The 15,038-nt window shown below is 60.2% G+C and carries 13 protein-coding genes; 11 read left to right on the forward strand and 2 right to left on the reverse strand.

What is annotated here, in order from left to right:
• Nucleotides 1-19 precede the first annotated feature (19 nt).
• The 4 genes from AERO9A_RS01575 (at nucleotide 20) to alr (ending at nucleotide 4,142) form a co-directional block, all read left to right on the forward strand.
• Nucleotides 20-913 (forward strand): hypothetical protein, encoded by an 894-nt coding sequence (locus tag AERO9A_RS01575; protein WP_159970163.1) that lies wholly within the window; start codon nucleotides 20-22, stop codon nucleotides 911-913.
• A 21-nt stretch (nucleotides 914-934) separates the two neighbouring features.
• Entirely contained in the window at nucleotides 935-1,381 is a 447-nt protein-coding gene (gene rplI, locus AERO9A_RS01580) for a 50S ribosomal protein L9 (protein ID WP_159970164.1), read from the forward strand.
• 120 nt (nucleotides 1,382-1,501) lie between these two features.
• A complete protein-coding gene (dnaB, locus tag AERO9A_RS01585) occupies nucleotides 1,502-2,896 on the forward strand; it encodes a replicative DNA helicase (RefSeq protein WP_159970165.1) in 1,395 nt (464 codons plus the stop codon).
• A gap of 169 nt (nucleotides 2,897-3,065) precedes the next feature.
• Nucleotides 3,066-4,142, forward strand: a complete 1,077-nt coding sequence (alr, locus tag AERO9A_RS01590) for an alanine racemase (RefSeq protein ID WP_159970166.1) — start codon at nucleotides 3,066-3,068, stop codon at nucleotides 4,140-4,142.
• A 4-nt stretch (nucleotides 4,143-4,146) separates the two neighbouring features.
• On the opposite strand, the gene AERO9A_RS01595 is transcribed toward alr, so the two are convergent.
• Entirely contained in the window at nucleotides 4,147-6,015 is a 1,869-nt protein-coding gene (locus AERO9A_RS01595) for a diguanylate cyclase (RefSeq protein ID WP_159970167.1), read from the reverse strand.
• Between the two features lie 272 nt (nucleotides 6,016-6,287).
• Here AERO9A_RS01595 and AERO9A_RS01600 point away from each other — a divergent pair, with 272 nt between their 5' ends.
• The 4 genes from AERO9A_RS01600 to AERO9A_RS01615 all read left to right on the forward strand — a co-directional run bounded on the left by AERO9A_RS01600 (nucleotide 6,288) and on the right by AERO9A_RS01615 (nucleotide 11,049).
• Nucleotides 6,288-8,582, forward strand: a complete 2,295-nt coding sequence (locus AERO9A_RS01600; RefSeq protein ID WP_159970168.1) for a YgiQ family radical SAM protein — start codon at nucleotides 6,288-6,290, stop codon at nucleotides 8,580-8,582.
• Nucleotides 8,583-8,793: 211 nt separating this feature from the next.
• The gene (locus AERO9A_RS01605) at nucleotides 8,794-9,153 is read left to right on the forward strand and encodes a response regulator (protein WP_159970169.1); all 360 of its coding nucleotides are present in this window, start codon (nucleotides 8,794-8,796) and stop codon (nucleotides 9,151-9,153) included.
• A complete protein-coding gene (locus AERO9A_RS01610; RefSeq protein ID WP_159970170.1) occupies nucleotides 9,153-9,755 on the forward strand; it encodes a chemotaxis protein CheC in 603 nt (200 codons plus the stop codon). Before AERO9A_RS01605 ends, AERO9A_RS01610 begins: the two co-directional genes overlap by 1 nt.
• Before the next feature lies 1 nt (nucleotide 9,756).
• Nucleotides 9,757-11,049, forward strand: coding sequence for an ATP-binding protein (locus AERO9A_RS01615; protein WP_159970171.1), 1,293 nt, complete (start codon nucleotides 9,757-9,759; stop codon nucleotides 11,047-11,049).
• On the opposite strand, the gene AERO9A_RS01620 is transcribed toward AERO9A_RS01615, so the two are convergent.
• Nucleotides 11,046-11,738, reverse strand: coding sequence for a hypothetical protein (locus AERO9A_RS01620; protein WP_159970172.1), 693 nt, complete (start codon nucleotides 11,736-11,738; stop codon nucleotides 11,046-11,048). The two genes, AERO9A_RS01615 and AERO9A_RS01620, sit on opposite strands and share 4 nt — an antisense overlap.
• Nucleotides 11,739-11,852: 114 nt before the next feature.
• Between AERO9A_RS01620 and AERO9A_RS01625 the strand changes: the two genes are divergently transcribed.
• From AERO9A_RS01625 to AERO9A_RS01635, 3 genes are read left to right on the forward strand one after another with little or no spacing between them, the layout of a single operon-like run.
• Nucleotides 11,853-13,115 (forward strand): ATP-binding protein, encoded by a 1,263-nt coding sequence (locus tag AERO9A_RS01625; RefSeq protein ID WP_159970173.1) that lies wholly within the window; start codon nucleotides 11,853-11,855, stop codon nucleotides 13,113-13,115.
• A gap of 22 nt (nucleotides 13,116-13,137) precedes the next feature.
• A complete protein-coding gene (locus AERO9A_RS01630; protein ID WP_159970174.1) occupies nucleotides 13,138-14,487 on the forward strand; it encodes an HD domain-containing phosphohydrolase in 1,350 nt (449 codons plus the stop codon).
• A 4-nt stretch (nucleotides 14,488-14,491) separates the two neighbouring features.
• A complete protein-coding gene (locus AERO9A_RS01635) occupies nucleotides 14,492-15,019 on the forward strand; it encodes a response regulator (RefSeq protein WP_159970175.1) in 528 nt (175 codons plus the stop codon).
• Nucleotides 15,020-15,038 lie beyond the last annotated feature (19 nt).

Below are 15,038 nucleotides of genomic sequence, written 5' to 3' on the forward strand. Positions count from 1 at the left end.
AGTTTAAGGAATAGATCGCATGCGCGCCCTGGCTGAATACATCATGCGCGGCCGTATGCAGGCCACCCTTGTGGTGGTGGGATCGGCAGCGATGCCGCTGTTGTTCTGGTTGAGTGCCGCTGCAGGCAGCCTGGTGCTGCTGCGGCGCGGAGTCAACGATGCTTTAGGCATCGTGGCCTGGGCGATGCTACCGGCGATTGTCTGGTGGTATTTCGGCGAACCCCGCACCTTGCTGGTGTTGGTTGGGGCGTTGGGGCTGGCGTTGTTGTTGCGCGCCAGTTGGCCTTGGAACCGCATACTGCTGTGCAGTGTGGCGCTGGGCCTGGTGTATGGGCTTGTCCTCGGGGCAGTGTTCCGCGAACCCATCGCGGCTATGGCCGGTGAGCTGCAAAAGCTGCTGCCGACCATGTTCGATGGCGTTCACCAGCAAATGTCGGTGAACGAGCGCGAGCGCCTAGAGGCCCTGATTGCACCAGTGCTGACCGGTTTGCTGGCGGCTTTGCTGCAGATCCTGAGCTTGCTGAGCCTGGTACTTGGGCGTTACTGGCAGGCCGTGTTGTACAACCCTGGTGGTTTCGGTGGTGAATTTCGCGCCCTGAGACTGTCGCTGCCGCAGGCGCTGTTGCTGCTGGTGGGCATGTTGCTAGGCCCGAATCTCGGGCCGCAATTGGCCATGCTCACGCCGCTGTGCAGTGTGCCGCTGCTGTTCGCCGGGATCGCCCTGGTGCATGGCCTGGTGGAAAAGGGGGGGCTCGCTCGCTTCTGGTTGGTGGGTCTGTACATCACGTTGCTGCTGTTCATGCAGCTGATCTATCCGTTACTGGTGGTCTTGGCCATCGTCGACAGTCTGTTTGATTTTCGCGGTCGCCTGGCGCGCAAGAACGGCCCAGGCTCTGCGAACGGTGAAGGTTAAAAGTTAAGAGGTAAGACCCAAATGGAAGTCATCCTGCTGGAAAAAATCGCCAACCTGGGCAACCTGGGCGACAAAGTGAATGTTAAAGCCGGTTACGGCCGTAACTTCCTGCTGCCGCAAGGCAAGGCCACCGCTGCTACCGCTGAAAACGTAGCTGCGTTCGAAGCCCGCCGCGCCGAGCTGGAAAAAGCTGCTGCCGACAAGAAAGCGTCTGCCGAAGCTCGCGCTGCTCAACTGGCTGAGCTGGAAGTCACCATCACCGCCGTCGCTGGCGATGAAGGCAAGCTGTTCGGTTCGATCGGTACCCACGACATCGCTGACGCCCTGACCGCCTCCGGCGTTGAAGTGGCCAAGGCTGAAGTTCGTCTGCCCAACGGTACCATCCGTCTGGTCGGCGAGTACGACGTTGCACTGCACCTGCACACCGACGTCGAAGCCACCGTCAAGGTGATCGTGGTCGCTGCCTAATCAGTAGCCGCCAGGCAGCCTTTGCACTCAGGTGCGGGTCTGCCAAAATCGGGCACGTCATTGCGCAAGCGGTGACGTGCCCGTTGTGTTTCTACCGCCGTAATTTTTCGCCCCGAGCCTATGAACGACATCAGCATCCCCGAGCAATACGATCTGCAGACCGCTGCCTTGAAAGTGCCACCGCACTCCATCGAGGCCGAGCAGGCGGTGCTGGGTGGCCTGATGCTGGACAACAACGCCTGGGAACGGGTGCTGGACGGGGTGTCCGATGGCGACTTCTATCGCCATGACCATCGTCTGATCTTCCGCGCGATCTTCAAATTGGCCGAGCGCAACGAGCCGTTCGACGTGGTGACGCTGTCCGAACAGTTGGACAAGGAAGGGCAACTGTCGCAGGTTGGCGGTCTGGCTTATCTGGCCGAACTGGCGAAGAACACGCCGTCGGTGGCCAACATCAAGGCCTATGCACAGATCATTCGCGAGCGTGCCACGCTGCGCAAACTCATCAGCATCAGTAACGATATCGCCGACAGCGCCTACGCCCCGGAGGGCCGTACCGGCGAGGAGATTCTCGACGAGGCCGAGCGCAAGATCTTCGAGATCGCCGAGGATCGCCCCAAGACCGGTGGCCCGGTTGGCATCAACGACATTCTGGTCAAGGCCATCGACCGCATCGACGAGCTGTTCAACAACGGCGATGCAATCACCGGCCTGTCCACCGGTTTCGACGATCTGGACAACCTGACCAGCGGTCTGCAGCCAGCCGACATGATCATCGTCGCGGGGCGTCCGTCGATGGGTAAGACTACCTTCGCCATGAACCTGGTGGAGAACGCGCTGATGCGCAGCGACAAGGCGATCCTGGTCTACTCGCTGGAGATGCCGTCGGAGTCCATCGTCATTCGTATGCTCGCATCCTTGGGGCGTATCGATCAGACCAAGGTGCGTGCCGGTCAGCTCGATGACGATGACTGGCCGCGTCTGACCAGTGCGGTGAACCTGCTCAACGACCGCAAGCTGTTCATCGACGATACGGCGGGGATCTCTCCGTCGGAAATGCGTGCGCGCACGCGGCGCCTGGCCCGCGAGCACGGCGAAATCGGTCTGATCATGGTCGACTACCTGCAGCTCATGCAGATTCCCGGCTCCAGCGGCGACAGCCGGGTCAACGAGATTTCCGAGATCTCGCGCTCGCTCAAGGGCTTGGCCAAGGAGTTCAACTGTCCGGTGATCGCCTTGTCGCAGCTCAACCGTGGCCTGGAGCAGCGCCCCAACAAGCGCCCGATCAACTCCGACTTGCGTGAATCCGGGGCGATCGAGCAGGACGCCGATATCATCCTGTTCGTCTACCGCGACGAGGTCTACCACCCTGAGACCGAGTACAAGGGTGTGGCCGAAATCATCATCGGTAAGCAACGTAATGGCCCGTTGGGCACTGCGCGTCTGGCCTTTCTCGGCAAATATTCTCGCTTCGAGAACCTGGCGCCGGGTAGCTATCAGTTCGAGGATGAATAACAGCAGCTTCAAGCTGCAAGCCACCAGCTTCAAGTAAGAGAAAAAGCGGTTTGGCATAGCCCTGCGCGGCTTTGCAGCTTGAGGCATGAGGCTTGCCGCTGACCTTGCTCAATGAAAACGGGTGCCCAGCGGTTAAGATGGGCACCCGTTTTTCGTTCAGGCCTCTGTCATGCGTCCGCTTGCCGCCATCGTTGACCTCTCCGCCATTGCCCACAATTACGCCGTTGCTAAACGCTGTGCGCCCGGGCGCCAGGCTTTTGCGGTGGTCAAGGCCGATGCTTATGGGCATGGCGTGCGCGAGGTGGTCACAGCGCTGCACGATATCGCCGATGGCTTTGCAGTCGCTTGCCTGGAAGAGGCGGCGGAGGTGCGCGCCATGCATGGCGAGGCGCGCATCCTGCTGCTCGAAGGCTGCTTCGAGGCCAGCGAGTACGCCATCGCCGCCCAGCTCGGGCTGGATCTGGTGGTGCAAAGCGCCGCGCAGGCCCAAGCGCTGATCGCCAGTGATGTATCCAGGCCGCTGAATGTCTGGCTCAAGCTCGATTCCGGTATGCATCGCCTGGGTTTCGGATCCGCCGAGCTGCGCCTGTGGCATGCGCGCCTGCAGGATGCTGGGCAGGTCGCCGAGCTGAATCTGATCAGTCATTTCGCTTGCGCCGATGAGCGCGGTCATTCCCTGACTGAGCTGCAGGTCGAACGTTTTCTCGATCTGCTCGATCTGGACTTCAACCAGCGTTCGCTGGCCAACTCGGCTGCGGTGCTGACCATGCCGGCAACGCATATGGACTGGCTGCGCCCCGGCATCATGCTGTATGGCGCGACGCCGTTTGCCGAGTTGAGTGCGCGTGAGCTGGGTCTTAAACCTGCCATGACCCTGGCCGCGCGCGTGATTGCCATACACGATGTCGCAGTCGGCGACAGCGTTGGCTACGGTGCCGCGTGGGTGGCGCAGCGGGTGTCGCGTATCGCCACGGTGAGCTGTGGCTATGCCGATGGTTACCCGCGCAACGCACCCAGTGGCACCCCCGTCTTGATCGATGGCCAGCACGCACCATTAGCGGGGCGAGTTTCCATGGATATGTTGACGGTTGATGTCACCGACCTGCCGGGGGTTGCGCTCGACAGTGCAGTGGAGCTCTGGGGTAGCCATTTACCGGTTGATGAGGTCGCAAAAGCTTGCGGCACCATTGGCTATGAACTGCTGAGCAAGGTAACGGCGCGGGTGCCGCGCCGTTATGTCGGCTAATTCGTCAGTGCGTGAGGACGCCTGGAACGTCATTGTCGTCATGTACGCGTGAACCCGAGCGCCCTTGCTCTTTGACCTGATAGAGCGCCAGATCGGCTGTGTGGTAGAGCTCGGTGAAGTTCCTTGCATGTCGTGGGTAAAGGGCTGCGCCGATGCTGATTGTCACGCTCAGGCGTTCGCTGCCGAAGAGCACAGGCTCCGACAGCGCCGCCAGCAGTCGCTGAGCGATATCCCGCGCTTGGCGCTCGGCGTCCTTGCCGCCAATCAGTGCGGCGAACTCATCACCACCCAGGCGTGCGACCGTATCGCCCGCGCGCACCTGCTCGCGCAGGCGCTTGCCAACCGCTTGCAGCATCACGTCACCGGCAGCATGGCCGTAACGGTCATTGATTGGTTTGAAGTGGTCGAGGTCGATCAACAGTAGCGCCGCGCTCTCCTCATGGCGCTCGGCATGTGCCAAGGCTGATTCGCAGCGTTCGATCAGGTAACGACGGTTGGGGAGCTCCGTCAGTGGGTCGTGAAAGGCCGCATGCTGCAATTCACGTTCGCGTGTGCGTAGTTGTTCGTTGGTTGCCGCCAACTCTGCGGTACGTGCGTCTACGGCGGCCTGAAGTTCATCGGTGCTGGTTTGCAATTGCGCCAGGCGCGCGGTTTTCTCGCGGTCGGCCTGCTGCAAGGCCTCGGCGCGCTCCAGCTTGAGCATTTGGATACGGTAGGCCAGTGCGAAGGAAAACAGGACGGATTCTGCCGCCACAGCCAAAGGGAAGGCATAGGCATTCCACTGCGCCGGTTGCAACACCCCGGTGGCACGCAGCAGCAGGATGATGACGCTGCTCAGCACCAATCCATAGCCATAAAGGTACAACTGTGCTGGGAGGAATCCTTGGCGCCAGCGCACGATTGCGCTGCCCAGTGCGGCCGGAATACTGATCAATGGCAGCAGGGTAATCATCCAGGCTGCCAGGTAGCGCTGCTCGAACAGGTTGAGGGTGATGGCGATGAGGTAAATGACGCAGGCCGTGTTCAGCAGGCGATGTGCCCAACGTACATGCAGGCGTGTTTGCAGCAGTGTCTGGGTGAAGCGGCAGACCAATAGGCCCCAGAGTGACGGTAGGGTGATGCGGTCGAGCCATACCGGCACGGGATGATTTGGCCAGAAATACTGAGCGCCGTGGCCGGTCATGCTGATGATGAAGAGCAGGGCGAAGGCTGTCGTCAGGACGTACCAGAAATACGCTTGGTTGCGCAGTGCAATGAGGATGAACAGGTTGTACAGCAGCAGGGCGAAGATGATCCCGTAGATGGTGCCGAGGCCGAGGTTTTCGTGTGTTGCCAGTTGGGTGAGGTCGTCGAGTTGCCAGATGCTCAGCGGGAACGAGTTGCCTGCTGGGTCGAAGGTGCGCAAATAGAGCGTTAGCGGTTGCTCATCGAGACTCGGCAGGTCGAACACCATACGCCGGTAGGGGTGGTCGCGATTGTCGCGGAAGGCGATATGCTCGCCGGCTTGGCGCAGTTGCCAACCACCTTGACCATCGGGCAGATAGAGTTGCAAGTCGAGCAGGGTGACCGAGCCGACTTCCAGTACCCAGCGCGATGGCGCGTCCTTTTCTCGCTGCAGTTGCAGCTTGATCCACCAGGGGTGCAGGCTCTGCCCTACGCTGGCGCGTCCATTGGCTGGCTGAAAACGGGCCTGCTGCTCAGCGGAGTCGATATCGGCGATAGTCAGCGTGCCCTGAGTATCTTCCAGCAGCTCAGCCTGGGTATTGAGCGGCATGCCGCTGCTGGCCTTGCTCAGCGTGATAGACGGCGTGGCTTGGCACAGGTTGGCCAACCCCAGCAGAAAAACGAGCGGTAAGACGAAACGCTTCAGCATGTGGATCCTGAACGGGGTTCACCGAGGGGCAGAGTATATGCACAAGACGGTTAATGATCGAAAGGCAATACGCTGCATGGTTAGTGCCAGGAAGTGTTTGATTTGTAGATTTTTTTGCCGTTAGCGGTGAGCGCGCAACCCTGATTAGGTATCGCTTCAGGTTACTTGTATGCAGGCTTGTCACAGCGCGATAAACCCAGCGCAGTAGTCTGGTTTGGTCAATTTTTGTGCTATGATCCGCGCCCCTCGTGATAGCCCGCTGATCAAAAAATATGCAAGCCGCCAAGCCGCTGTTCGACTATCCCAAATACTGGGCCGAGTGTTTCGGGCCCGCGCCCTTCCTGCCCATGAGTCGGGAAGAGATGGATCAGCTCGGCTGGGATAGCTGCGACATCATCATCGTCACCGGTGATGCCTATGTGGATCATCCGTCTTTTGGCATGGCCATCATCGGTCGTCTGCTCGAAGCCCAGGGCTTTCGCGTCGGCATCATCAGTCAGCCGGACTGGCGCAGCAAAGACGACTTCATGAAGCTCGGCGAGCCGAACCTGTTCTTCGGCGTGGCCGCGGGCAACATGGACTCGATGATCAACCGCTACACCGCGGACAAGAAGATTCGCTCCGACGACGCCTACACGCCGGGTGGTTTGGCCGGCAAGCGTCCGGATCGCGCCAGCCTGGTCTACAGCCAGCGCTGCAAGGAAGCCTTCAGTCATGTGCCCGTGGTGCTCGGTGGCATTGAGGCATCCTTGCGCCGCATCGCGCATTACGATTATTGGCAGGACAAGGTGCGCCGCTCCATCCTGATGGACGCCACCGCCGACATCCTGCTCTATGGCAACGCCGAGCGTGCCGTGGTCGAGATCGCCCAGCGCCTGTCGCGTGGTGAGCGTGTCGAGGCCATCACCGACGTGCGTGGCACGGCCTTCATTCGCCGTGATACCCCGCAGGGCTGGTATGAGGTGGATTCCACCCGTATCGACCGCCCCGGCCGTGTCGACAAGATCATCAACCCCTATGTGAACACCCAGGACACCGAGGCCTGCGCCATCGAGCAGGCCAAAGGCGAGGTCGAAGACCCGAACGAAGCCAAGGTGGTGCAGATTCTCGAAAGCCCGCGCATGACCCGCGACAAGACGGTGATTCGCCTGCCGTCGTTCGAGAAGGTGCGCAACGATCCGGTGCTCTACGCCCACGCCAATCGCGTGCTGCACCTGGAAACCAACCCAGGCAACGCCCGCGCGCTGGTGCAGAAGCATGGCGAGGTGGACGTGTGGTTCAACCCGCCGCCCATTCCCATGACCACCGAGGAAATGGATTACGTGTTCGGCATGCCCTATGCGCGCGTGCCGCACCCGGCCTATGGCAAGGAGAAGATCCCGGCCTACGAGATGATCCGCTTCTCGGTGAACATCATGCGCGGCTGCTTTGGCGGCTGCACCTTCTGCTCGATCACCGAGCACGAGGGCCGCATCATCCAGAACCGTTCGCACGAGTCGATCATCCGCGAGATCGAGGAAATGCGTGACAAGGTGCCGGGCTTCACCGGCGTGGTCTCCGACCTCGGCGGGCCGACCGCCAACATGTACCGCATCGCCTGCAAGGACCCGGAAATTGAACGCCACTGCCGCAAGCCTTCGTGCGTGTTCCCCGGTATCTGCGAGAACCTCAACACCGACCACAGCTCCTTGATTGAGCTGTACCGCAAGGCGCGTGCGCTGCCCGGCGTGAAGAAGATCCTGATTGCCTCCGGTCTGCGCTACGACCTCGCCGTTGAGTCACCGGAGTACGTCAAGGAGCTGGTCACCCATCACGTTGGCGGCTACCTGAAGATCGCCCCGGAGCACACCGAGCGCGGCCCGCTGGACAAGATGATGAAGCCGGGCATCGGTAGCTACGACCGCTTCAAGCAGATGTTCGAGAAGTTCTCGAAGGAAGCAGGCAAGGAGCAGTACCTGATTCCGTACTTCATCGCCGCCCACCCAGGCACCACCGACGAGGACATGATGAACCTCGCCCTGTGGCTCAAGCGCAACGGTTTCCGCGCCGACCAGGTGCAGGCCTTCTACCCGTCGCCGATGGCCAGCGCCACGGCCATGTATCACTCGGGCAAGAACCCGCTGCGCAAGGTCACCTACAAGAGCGACGGCGTGGAGATCGTCAAGAGCGAGGAGCAGCGGCGTTTGCACAAGGCGTTCCTGCGCTACCACGATCCGAAGGGCTGGCCGCTGTTGCGTGAGGCGCTGACCCGCATGGGGCGCGCCGACCTGATCGGCCCAGCCAAGCATCAGCTAATTCCGGCAACCCAGCCGGTCGGCGATGGCAGCTACCAGAGCGCGCGGCGCAAGAACTCCACGCCGGTTGGCAGCAAGAAGGCAGGTAACGGCGGCGGCAAAATTCTCACTCAGCACAATGGTCTGCCGCCCCGCGCCAGTGACGGTAGCAAACCTTGGGACAAGCGTGAGCGTGCCAAGGCCGAGGCCTTCGCCAAGTTGCAGGAGCAGAAGAAAGGCAGTGGCAAGGGTGGCTCTGGTAAGAAGAAACCGCGCCCGGTCGCCCCGCGCTGAACATGACGCCAGCCTTGAGCTGGCGTCATGCTGTTTACGGCTTGTGTCTACTGCTCCTAAGCACCTGGTGCCTCGCGCATGGGCGATGCATGCGGCGTTTATCCGCAGATGAACCATACTGGCCTTAAGCTGCTTGGCGTGATGGGTGCCTGTGCATCGATGGCGCTGGGCTAAGCTCATACATAACTCTCTTTGCGTTTAAGGAGCGTGTATGAAAGTGCTCATCGCGGACGATTCCAGTCTCTCCCGGAAACTGCTGCTCAAGGCCCTGCCCGATGCGCTCACAGGCGAGGTGAGCCAGGCTGCCAATGGCCAAGAGGTACTCGCTGCATACGCGGCTGGCCAGGCAGAGATCATTTTCCTCGACCTGACCATGCCGGTGATGGATGGCTTCGAAACGCTCGAACATCTGCACCGGCTCGATGCCAATGCTGTGGTGATCGTGGTCAGTGCCGACATTCAGCCTCAGGCCCGCCAACGTGTCGCCGAACTGGGGGCGGCGGCCTTCATCAAGAAACCCATTTCCAGTGAGTCGATGCTGGCCACTCTGCATCAAGTCGGGGTGCTGTAATGGACAGGCTCAGTGAAGACCAGCGAGATGCCTTACAAGAACTGATGAACGTAGCCATGGGGCAGGCGGCCGATCAACTGGCGTGTCTGACCGATACCTTTGTCGTGTTGTCCGTCCCGCGCATCCATAGCGTCGCCAGCCTCAGGGAAACTCAGCTCCCCGAGGTGATGGGGGATGAAACCGTGGTTGACGTTACCCGTCAGTCCTTTTTGGGGCAGGTGCGGGGTGAGGCCTTCGTCTGTTTCGGCTGCCATGGTGCCGATCAGTTGGCCGAGCTGATGGGCTATGACGAACACAATATCCAGCAGCGCGAGGAGTTGATGCTGGATGTCACCAACATTCTCAGCGGTGCCTGTATCAATAGCCTGGCGCAACAGTTCGATCTGCCTGTCAGCTATGGCGCACCCTCGGTTTTTTCGCGGCATGCCTCGTTCAAGCAGGCGATGGGCGACAAGGCGTTGCAGAGTCATCGCGCGTTGGTCATGGAAATCCGCTTCGAGGTGCAGGCTTGCCGCTTCACCTGCGACCTGCTGTTGTGCATCGCCGAGGATACGGTGGGTAGCGTGCTGGCCGTGATCGACCGGTTGCTGAGCGAGCTTTGACATGCATCCCCTTGGCCTGCCCCCGGCGGGGCTGGAAGCGGTGCTGGAGAACATTAACCTGGGCGTGGTAGTGGTCGATGCTGACTGCAGGGTGTTGTTCTGGAATCGCTTCATGGTTATCCACAGCGGGCGTCTGCCGAGCGAGGCTGTCGGACGCTCGCTGTTCGAGCTATTTCCTGAGCTGTCCGAGCGATGGTTGCGGCAGAAAGTGCGCGGCGTTCTGACGCTGCGTAATCTGGCCTTCACCACCTGGCAGCAGCGGCCACATCTTTTCCCCTTTAGCGGTACGCGACCGATTACCAGTCACTTGTCGAGCATGTACCAGAACTGCACGTTTTTTCCCTTGCACGATGGGCAGCAGGAACCCAGAGCCGCCTGTATCACCGTTGCCGACGCCACCGATGCCGCTGCTCGCCAGCAGGAACTGGAGCGTCTCAACGCGCTGCTGGAGGTGGAGAAGGAGCAGCAGGCTCAACTGATTCGTCGACTGGAAGAGGCCCAGGCGCAGTTGCTGCAATCGGAAAAGATGGCGGCAATCGGGCAACTGGCCGCCGGGGTCGCCCATGAGATCAATAATCCCGTGGGTTTCGTCTATTCCAACCTCAACAGCCTGCGGGGCTATCTCGATCAACTGATGGGGTTGGTCGATGGCCTGCAGACTCAGGTGCAGGCCTCGGGAAATACTGAGCTGATCCAGGCCTGTGAAGCGCTGGGGCAGGCGGCAGATTATGGGTTTCTGCGTGAAGACACGCCGGTACTGCTGGGCGAGTCTTGCGAGGGACTGGAACGGGTCAAACGTATCGTCAAGGACCTGCGGGATTTTTCCCATGTGGACAACGGCGAGTGGCAGTTCGCGGACCTGCACCAAGGGTTGGACAGTACGCTGAACGTGATCTGGAACGAGGTCAAGTTCAAGGCTCAGGTCGTCAAGGCATATGGCGAGCTGCCGCCGGTGCAGTGCATCGCCTCGCAGATCAATCAGGTCTTCCTCAACCTGATCGTCAACGCCGCTCAGGCCATCGTCGAGCATGGCGTCATCACCTTGCGTACCGGAACTCAGGGTGACTGTGTGTTCGTCGAAATCAAGGATGACGGCCCAGGCGTGCCCGCTGATCTGGCCCGGCGTATTTTCGAGCCCTTCTTCACCACCAAACCCGTGGGTAAGGGCACAGGGCTGGGACTGTCCGTGTCTTACAACATCATCGAGCGCCATCATGGCCAGCTCAGCGTCAGTTCCCCTGCAGAGGGAGGTGCTTGTTTTCGTATCGTCCTGCCGACTCGTCAGCCTGGCTAGCCCTGCTCGGCCCCGTCGTCGAGATAGGGCGCGAACAGTTCGCCGAGGCTGTTCTCTGGCGATTCCATGTTTTCCAGCGTCTCCGCAGCCAGTACATCCAGCAACACGAGCCCGTTCACGCTCGGCTCTGCGCGTACCGCCGAGCGCAGGCGTTCGGCCATGCGCAGGTTGACTTCGCGCAGGGCGCGGTAAATCGCCATCAGGCCATCCGAGCTGTAGTGCGCGCTCAGGCCGCTCTGCTGGCGCAAATACTGGCCAATGAGGTAAGTCCCTAGTGCGCGGAATAAGGTTTCGCTCGATCCGCTGAAGGGTTGGTGGAAATGCGCCATCGGCGACAGCAGCCGGGTATGTGGGCAACCCGATGTTGCGCCTATCAGACCGATGACCGAGCTGAGTACGCGCTGTAGGGTGCTGGTTTGTTCCAGGTGGCGGCCATGCCAATCGATGCTGACACGCACCGTGTCGAACGACTGTCGGCCTGTCAGTTCATGCAGGGGGTTGACCAGGCCCAGAGCGAACGGGCAGAAGGGGCTTTGCGCTGCCGATAGAGGGCAGTGGCGGCATTGATAGTGCTCTAGACGTGCCCAGTCGGGGGGCTCTTGCGCGGGCTCGGTCGGAATCTCTAGAGAAGCCTTGCCACCATCCTCGAAGAACAACTGGTAGTGCGTCAGGGGCGTGGTGGTTTTCATGGTATCTCCAGAGAGCGAATGTTCGAGTGATGGCATTTTGCCGTCGATTTTCCGTCTCTTGCGCTGAGCTTAACTAAACTCAGTTTAGGCCTCTGTGACATGAGGAGTGATGCAATGAACTCAACGGTCTTGCAGCAACGGCTGGTCGCTGCGGTGGAGCAAATTCCCGCCGGCTTTCTGCTTCTGGATGCCGCTCAGCGCGTGCTCTACTGCAACCCTTTCATCGTGCAGCGTTGTCCTCGTGACCTCAGTATGGTTTCGGGCATGCGCCTAGCCGAGGCATTTCCCGAGATCGATACGCCCCGCTGGCGCGAGCTGTTTCAGCGAGTGAGTCGTGAGCGGCAGCCGGTGCAGACGATCTGGCGCGACCAGCCGTACCTGATCCTGCTTAGCTGCGCGCAGGGTGACGAAGTGTGCTCGCCCCTACCGATGTTACAAGCCACGCTGTTGTTCCCGGTGCTAAGCACTGGCGATAGCCTGATACTGGGTCTGGCCATCTTCGATAACAGCCGTGCGGCGTCCAACCCGGCCTTGCAGCAGGCGTTGATGGCCCTGCGTGGCAAACATGATGAGCTCAGTGAGCTGAGCGGCAAACTGCAGACAGCCAATCGGCAACTGCTGCAATCGGAGAAAATGGCGGCTATTGGCCAACTGGCCGCTGGCGTGGCTCATGAAATCAACAATCCGGTGGGCTTCGTCGCCAGCAACCTCAAGACCCTGGCCGGCTATGTCCAGCAATTGCTGCAACTGGTCGACCAGATGAGCGAGTGGGGTGGGCTGGAGCTGCAGCGGCTCAAGCAACAGTTTGATTACGACTTTATCCGTGACGACATCAATGGTTTGCTCAGCGAGTCCACCGATGGTGTGGAGCGGGTCAAGCGCATCATTTCTTCGCTCAGAGACTTTTCCCATAGCGATGACGAAATCTTCGTGCAGGCCGACCTGCACGAAGGTATTCGCAGCACCCTGAACGTGGTGAACAACGAGGTGAAGTACAAGGCCGAGGTGGTCTGCGATTTTGCCGAGTTGCCTCTGGTCGAGTGCATCCCGGCGCAGATCAATCAGGTGGTCATGAACCTGCTGGTCAATGCCGCGCAGGCGATCGAGCACGATGGCCGAATCGTCATCCATACTGAACGCAACGCGGATGATGTGCTCATCCAGGTGAGTGATAACGGCTGTGGTATCGCCGCTCAGCATCTGGCGCAGATATTCGACCCCTTCTTCACCACCAAGCCGGTAGGGAAGGGGACGGGGCTGGGGCTTGCACTCTCGTTCAGCATTGTCGAGAAGCATGGAGGCAGCCTGACGGTGAGCAGTGAAGTGGGCCGCGGCGCAGTTTTCACCATTCGCCTGCCGATCCGTCAGGGCCGGTGAGCATTCACTCGGAGGGCTCATCATGTCTGAATCGCAAGCAGATTCCCTGCGACCGCGCGTCCTGTTGGTCGATGATGAAGAAAACATCCTCAATAGTCTGCGGCGCTTGCTGCGCGGTCAGCCCTATGACCTGGTGATGGCCAATGGCGGTGCCCAGGCGCTGCAGCTTTTCGAAGCGCAGCCTTTTGATCTGGTGGTGTCTGATGCGCGTATGCCAGGCATGGATGGCGCTACCTTACTGGCCGAGATCCACAGGCGCAGTCCACAGTGCATGAGCATCCTGCTCACCGGCTATGCCGATATTCAGACCATCATCACCGCCATCAACGAGGGCCAGATCTATCGTTACCTGAGTAAGCCCTGGAATGATGATGAGCTGCTGTTGGCCATCCGCCAGGCCTTGGCCTTCCAGTTCGCCGAGCGCGAACGTGAGCGCTTGCAGCAACTGACCCAGGAGCAGAACACGCAACTGGCAGCGCTCAACGAGAGTCTGGAAATGCGCGTGCAGGCACGTACCGCTGAATTGCAGCAAACGGCCGACATGCTCGACCTGGCCTATGACGAACTGCGCCGCAGCTATGTCTTGAGCACTGAGGTGTTCTCGCTGCTGGTCAATCAACGCCTGCCAAGGGAGAAGCAGACTAACCAGCAGATCATCGCGATCATTCGTGCCATGGCTTCGGAAATGAGCATGCCGGAGGATCAGGCGCGCGACCTGAGCATGGCGGCGGCGCTGTACAACATCGGCAAGCTCAGCCTGCCGGACTCCATTTTGGTCAGCCCGGCCGATCTTATGCACAGCAAGGATCGAGAGTTGTATCGGCGTTATCCGGCGCAGAGCGAGTCGGTGCTGATGGCGCTGGAGCCGTTGCACGATGCGGCCAAACTTATTCGTCATCACCAGGAACGCTGGGATGGTTCGGGTTTTCCCGACCATCTGCGGGGCACCGATATTCCCCTGGGATCACGCATGCTCAAGTTGGCGGTGGACTTTGTCGAGTTGCAGTGCGGGTTGGTGCTCGAACGGCGCCTGAACCGGGATGAAGCGTTACTGTTCATCGGCAAGTATTCCGGTCGTCTGTATGACCCTGATCTAATTGAGCGCTTTGTCCATATCTGCGTTGCGGTGATGCCCGATATCACCTTGGGCGATCCTCTGGTTCGTCCGGTGGATACACGTCAACTGGTACCGGGAATGGTGTTGGCGCGCAATCTCCACGCCGATAACGGCATGCTGCTGCTCAACGAGGGCAAGGTCTTGTCGGAGTTGCTGATTCGCAAGCTGGTCGCCTTCGAGGGCATCGAATCGGCGTCCTACACCTTGTTCGTGCGCGACCCTGAAACTGCGGCATTACAGGTCGCCAAGGAGTGATGCCATGGCGCGCCTATTGTTGCTGGACGATGAACCTGCTGTGCTCAACGCGTTATGCCGTGAGTTACGCAGCACAGGCTGGCTGCTCGATACCTTCAGCGAGCCGCAAGAGGCCCTGCTGGCGCTCTCGCATAACACCTACGAGTTGGTTCTTTCGGATCTGCGTATGCCCGAGCTAGATGGCGTTGCGTTCTTGCAGTTCGCCCGACAGTTGCAGCCCGACGCCTTGCGCCTGCTACTCAGTGGTGACAGTGATCGTGAGTCGCTGGTCCGGGCCGTGAACAAGGCTGAGATTTACCGCTTCATCTCCAAACCGTGGGATGCCTACGAGTTATGTGGAACGCTACAGACCTGCCTGGAGCTTCAGCAGGCACTGACCGAACGTAAGGCGCTGCTGGAGCGTATCAGTCGCCAGCAGGCGACTATCGATGCACACGAGGCTTATCTGCGGGATATGCGCCACAAGCACCCGGATATATTCACGGTAAAACGCGCGGAGGATGGCGCGGTGCTGCTGCAGGATGACGAGTGAGTTCGGCACACGTCGGTGC

Origin of the sequence: Pseudomonas sp. 8Z (assembly GCF_902506535.1) — a bacterium.
GTDB lineage: Bacteria > Pseudomonadota > Gammaproteobacteria > Pseudomonadales > Pseudomonadaceae > Aquipseudomonas.

Excerpts from the sequence above, each read along its gene's own strand:
- AERO9A_RS01575 (WP_159970163.1), top strand. The coding sequence starts at position 20 with ATGCGCGCCCTGGCTGAATACATCATGCGCGGCCGTATGCAGGCCACC.
- rplI (WP_159970164.1), top strand. The coding sequence starts at position 935 with ATGGAAGTCATCCTGCTGGAAAAAATCGCCAACCTGGGCAACCTGGGC.
- dnaB (WP_159970165.1), top strand. The coding sequence starts at position 1,502 with ATGAACGACATCAGCATCCCCGAGCAATACGATCTGCAGACCGCTGCC.
- alr (WP_159970166.1), top strand. The coding sequence starts at position 3,066 with ATGCGTCCGCTTGCCGCCATCGTTGACCTCTCCGCCATTGCCCACAAT.
- AERO9A_RS01595 (WP_159970167.1), bottom strand. The coding sequence starts at position 6,015 with ATGCTGAAGCGTTTCGTCTTACCGCTCGTTTTTCTGCTGGGGTTGGCC.
- AERO9A_RS01600 (WP_159970168.1), top strand. The coding sequence starts at position 6,288 with ATGCAAGCCGCCAAGCCGCTGTTCGACTATCCCAAATACTGGGCCGAG.
- AERO9A_RS01605 (WP_159970169.1), top strand. The coding sequence starts at position 8,794 with ATGAAAGTGCTCATCGCGGACGATTCCAGTCTCTCCCGGAAACTGCTG.
- AERO9A_RS01610 (WP_159970170.1), top strand. The coding sequence starts at position 9,153 with ATGGACAGGCTCAGTGAAGACCAGCGAGATGCCTTACAAGAACTGATG.
- AERO9A_RS01615 (WP_159970171.1), top strand. The coding sequence starts at position 9,757 with ATGCATCCCCTTGGCCTGCCCCCGGCGGGGCTGGAAGCGGTGCTGGAG.
- AERO9A_RS01620 (WP_159970172.1), bottom strand. The coding sequence starts at position 11,738 with ATGAAAACCACCACGCCCCTGACGCACTACCAGTTGTTCTTCGAGGAT.
- AERO9A_RS01625 (WP_159970173.1), top strand. The coding sequence starts at position 11,853 with ATGAACTCAACGGTCTTGCAGCAACGGCTGGTCGCTGCGGTGGAGCAA.
- AERO9A_RS01630 (WP_159970174.1), top strand. The coding sequence starts at position 13,138 with ATGTCTGAATCGCAAGCAGATTCCCTGCGACCGCGCGTCCTGTTGGTC.
- AERO9A_RS01635 (WP_159970175.1), top strand. The coding sequence starts at position 14,492 with ATGGCGCGCCTATTGTTGCTGGACGATGAACCTGCTGTGCTCAACGCG.